The 2,739-nt window shown below is 52.4% G+C and carries 4 protein-coding genes; all 4 read right to left on the reverse strand.

Annotated features, from left to right (window positions below; translation table 11 throughout):
* Nucleotides 1–196 precede the first annotated feature (196 nt).
* A complete protein-coding gene (locus M8370_RS23060) occupies nt 197–907 on the reverse strand; it encodes a C40 family peptidase (protein WP_250021838.1) in 711 nt (236 codons plus the stop codon).
* Between the two features lies 1 nt (nt 908).
* A complete protein-coding gene (locus M8370_RS23065; protein WP_045407314.1) occupies nt 909–1,667 on the reverse strand; it encodes a phage minor tail protein L in 759 nt (252 codons plus the stop codon).
* Nucleotides 1,664–2,002 carry a phage tail protein gene (locus tag M8370_RS23070; protein WP_000963855.1) on the reverse strand — a complete coding sequence of 113 codons (339 nt, stop codon included), beginning with the start codon at nt 2,000–2,002 and terminating at the stop codon, nt 1,664–1,666. The genes M8370_RS23065 and M8370_RS23070 overlap by 4 nt, the downstream gene beginning before the upstream one ends.
* 2 nt (nt 2,003–2,004) lie before the next feature.
* Nucleotides 2,005–2,739: phage tail tape measure protein (locus tag M8370_RS23075; RefSeq protein WP_250021840.1), on the reverse strand; the 735-nt coding region annotated here is incomplete at its 5' end.

Below are 2,739 nucleotides of genomic sequence, written 5' to 3' on the forward strand. Positions count from 1 at the left end.
TCAGGGTCCTTCATTTCTTCTCTGATAACATTTTCTACTGCAGATTTTTCATCTTCAGTAATTGGTCTTGCCTCAACGTGCATTCCAACAAATGCCAATATCAATAGTGCTAAGCGTTTCATTTTTCCCCCTTTGTGTTTGAAGGTTAATGATAACAGGCTCAGTACCCTTTCAGAAATATGCCGACCCAGCGAATTCAGATTAGCGTTTTGAAACGTAGAATCTTCATCGTTCGTTCCTGCCAATAGCCACCATACGGCACGCGCTGGCTCAGATGTCCGTACAGGTGGTGCAGCAGCATATTTCCCTCCAGCAGAATTCCCGCGTGATTCCACTTATCGGCCTGGACCTGCATGATCACCATATCGCCGGGTTTCGGTGGTCCGTCGAATTCACGGAATCCGCACTCATACCAGCAATCCTGATAGAAGTTGTCCGGATAGTCGTTTTCCCACCATGGATAATCCACCCGGTAATCGTGGAGCTCGATACCATGCGTTTGCCGGAAATAGCTCATTACCAGTCCCCAGCAGTCGAAGTGTCCAAGCACAAACGGACGCTCCAGCAGCGGCAGTTCTCCGCGCGGCTGGATGGTGCGTAAATCCCCCTCCGGCCAGCTCACAATATGCCAGGGTAAAAGCGTTGCGTCGCATTGCGCTTTATCCAGTTCGCTCGGTTGCGTTGTGGCGTCAGGGTGACTGTGAACGATGGCGATCACCGTTCCCCAGTCCTCAGCAGCTGCGTAGTCTTCGGGGCAAAGGACAAAATTGTCCTCCGGCGCCGCGGCAAGATTCCGGCACGGGAAATAACGTTCAACGCGGCTTTTCTGCGCCACCACGCCGCAACACTCATGAGGATATTCAGCTGCAGCATGCGCCATAATCGCATCGATGGTTTTCTGACGCATATCAACTCCTGATCAAAGACGTGCCCGGGAAGCCACCAAACGAGAGTTCGTTATTTTCGCCGAATCGGAGTTTGCAGGCCGTCAGCGTGCCGTTGCATTCATCCAGCGACGGATCGCTTACCGGGTTGTTGTTTTTGTCGAAATAGCGCGTGCCGGCATAGTCGCAGCCGTCGCCGGTACGATATTTATTCCGGATGCACCAGGTACACAGGGAATGAAGCTGTCGCGTCGGGATCATTTGCCCCTGCAGGTCCATCGGGCTGGACAGAACAAATTCAACGGTTTCACCGGCAAGCTCGCCCGTTTTCCCGTCGATATACCAGACCTGCAGCTTTTCCTGAGTCGGGTCTGCTGTGGGGTTGCCGTCTGCGAAATTTCTGGCATCGAGATATTTCTCTTTTGTGTCGTGAATAGTGACTTTCGCCTGCAGCAGATCGTCATACGCAAGACACAGGGCTGAAATGGAGCTTTCGATGTTCGCAACCGTCAGGGATGGCGTTGCATTGCTCCCACTGGTTGATTTCTCCAGACCTTCCAGTTGATATGGCCAGGCGGCATATTCATTTCCCTGCCACCAGATTGGTTTCGCCGGAAGCTTGGACTCATCCCCACCAGCGGCGATGATTTCCGCTTCTGTGTGGGGAATGCTGTAATTGTGAAAGCGGAGAACGTCCGTAAGCCCAAAGGAAGAACCGTCCACCTCAATCAGACGAACATCGTTTCCGGATTCCAGCTTCTGATAATCTGCGTTTAAGCTCATGGTTTAAATGCCTGGATGAATGTTGCTTCAAGGTTGAATTTCCCCGCGCCAAGCCCGGTGGGTTTATACGTTTCGCAACGATACAAACCCAAAGGTTCGAGCGGTGGCTTCCATTGAAAGGCTTTCGTTCCTTCATGCCTGTCGAGAAAAGATTTAATGGCCGAAATGTAGGTTTCGTTGCCAGTGAAGTTGAGCGTCCATTGCTGGGTTCTGGTGTTCAATCCATCCCCTGAGACCTGCTCATATCCATCGCCAAACTGGGCTTTTCTGACGCGAAAACTTGTATCAGCCTCCGCGTTAATCCGTGGGCACCATGTGAAAGTTTCGATGGCCATAATTATCGGTTTCCTTTCATTGCGTTCCAGATGTCACCGCCGGGGCGGATATCACGCATTACATTCTGCTTATATCGCTGATCAACAAATTTTCCGACCTCAGCGCCAAATTGCTCAAGGCCAGGTGAGGTTTGCGTTGAGGTGTTGCCGTTACCATCGATGGTGATATAAACCTGTGGCGCCGAAGATAGAGACTGACCGCCGCCACCTCCGACCGCACGAACACCGAGAGAACCATCAGCGGCGCGCGTAAGCGGCATAATGGCTTCCGGACCAGCCTCGGCAAAAACCCCTGCGCCTTTGGCAAAAGCAAACAGCTGAGGCGTCTGAAAAACGCCATTGCTGTAAGCGCTCAGGGACGGAGAGTCGTAAACATTACCCTTCGCATTAAAGGTAAAGTTCGCGCCAGCATTCTGAATAGCGGTACCGCTGCTGGCGGTTGCGGCTGACGAGGCACCAAAACTGAACAGTGATCCAATTGAGCTGACGCCATTAGCAACAGCCATGTTCACCAGAACGTTCTGGATAATCTTCAGTACGCTCACGCCCCAGTCCTTCCAGCTGTCAACGTTGCCATTGAGCATGTCGGTGATCGTGGTGACCGCGCCACCCATGGCCTGCTTCATGCCGTCAGCGGCCATGGAAGAATAATCAGTAGCTTCGTCCACCCAGTTCGTATAACCCTCAGACAGTCCCGTCATCCAGTCGTCACGCTGCGCATCAGAAGCTGCGTAATA

The organism is Enterobacter cloacae complex sp. OE43NF (assembly GCF_023544405.1).
GTDB classification, from domain to species: Bacteria; Pseudomonadota; Gammaproteobacteria; order Enterobacterales; family Enterobacteriaceae; genus Enterobacter; species Enterobacter cloacae.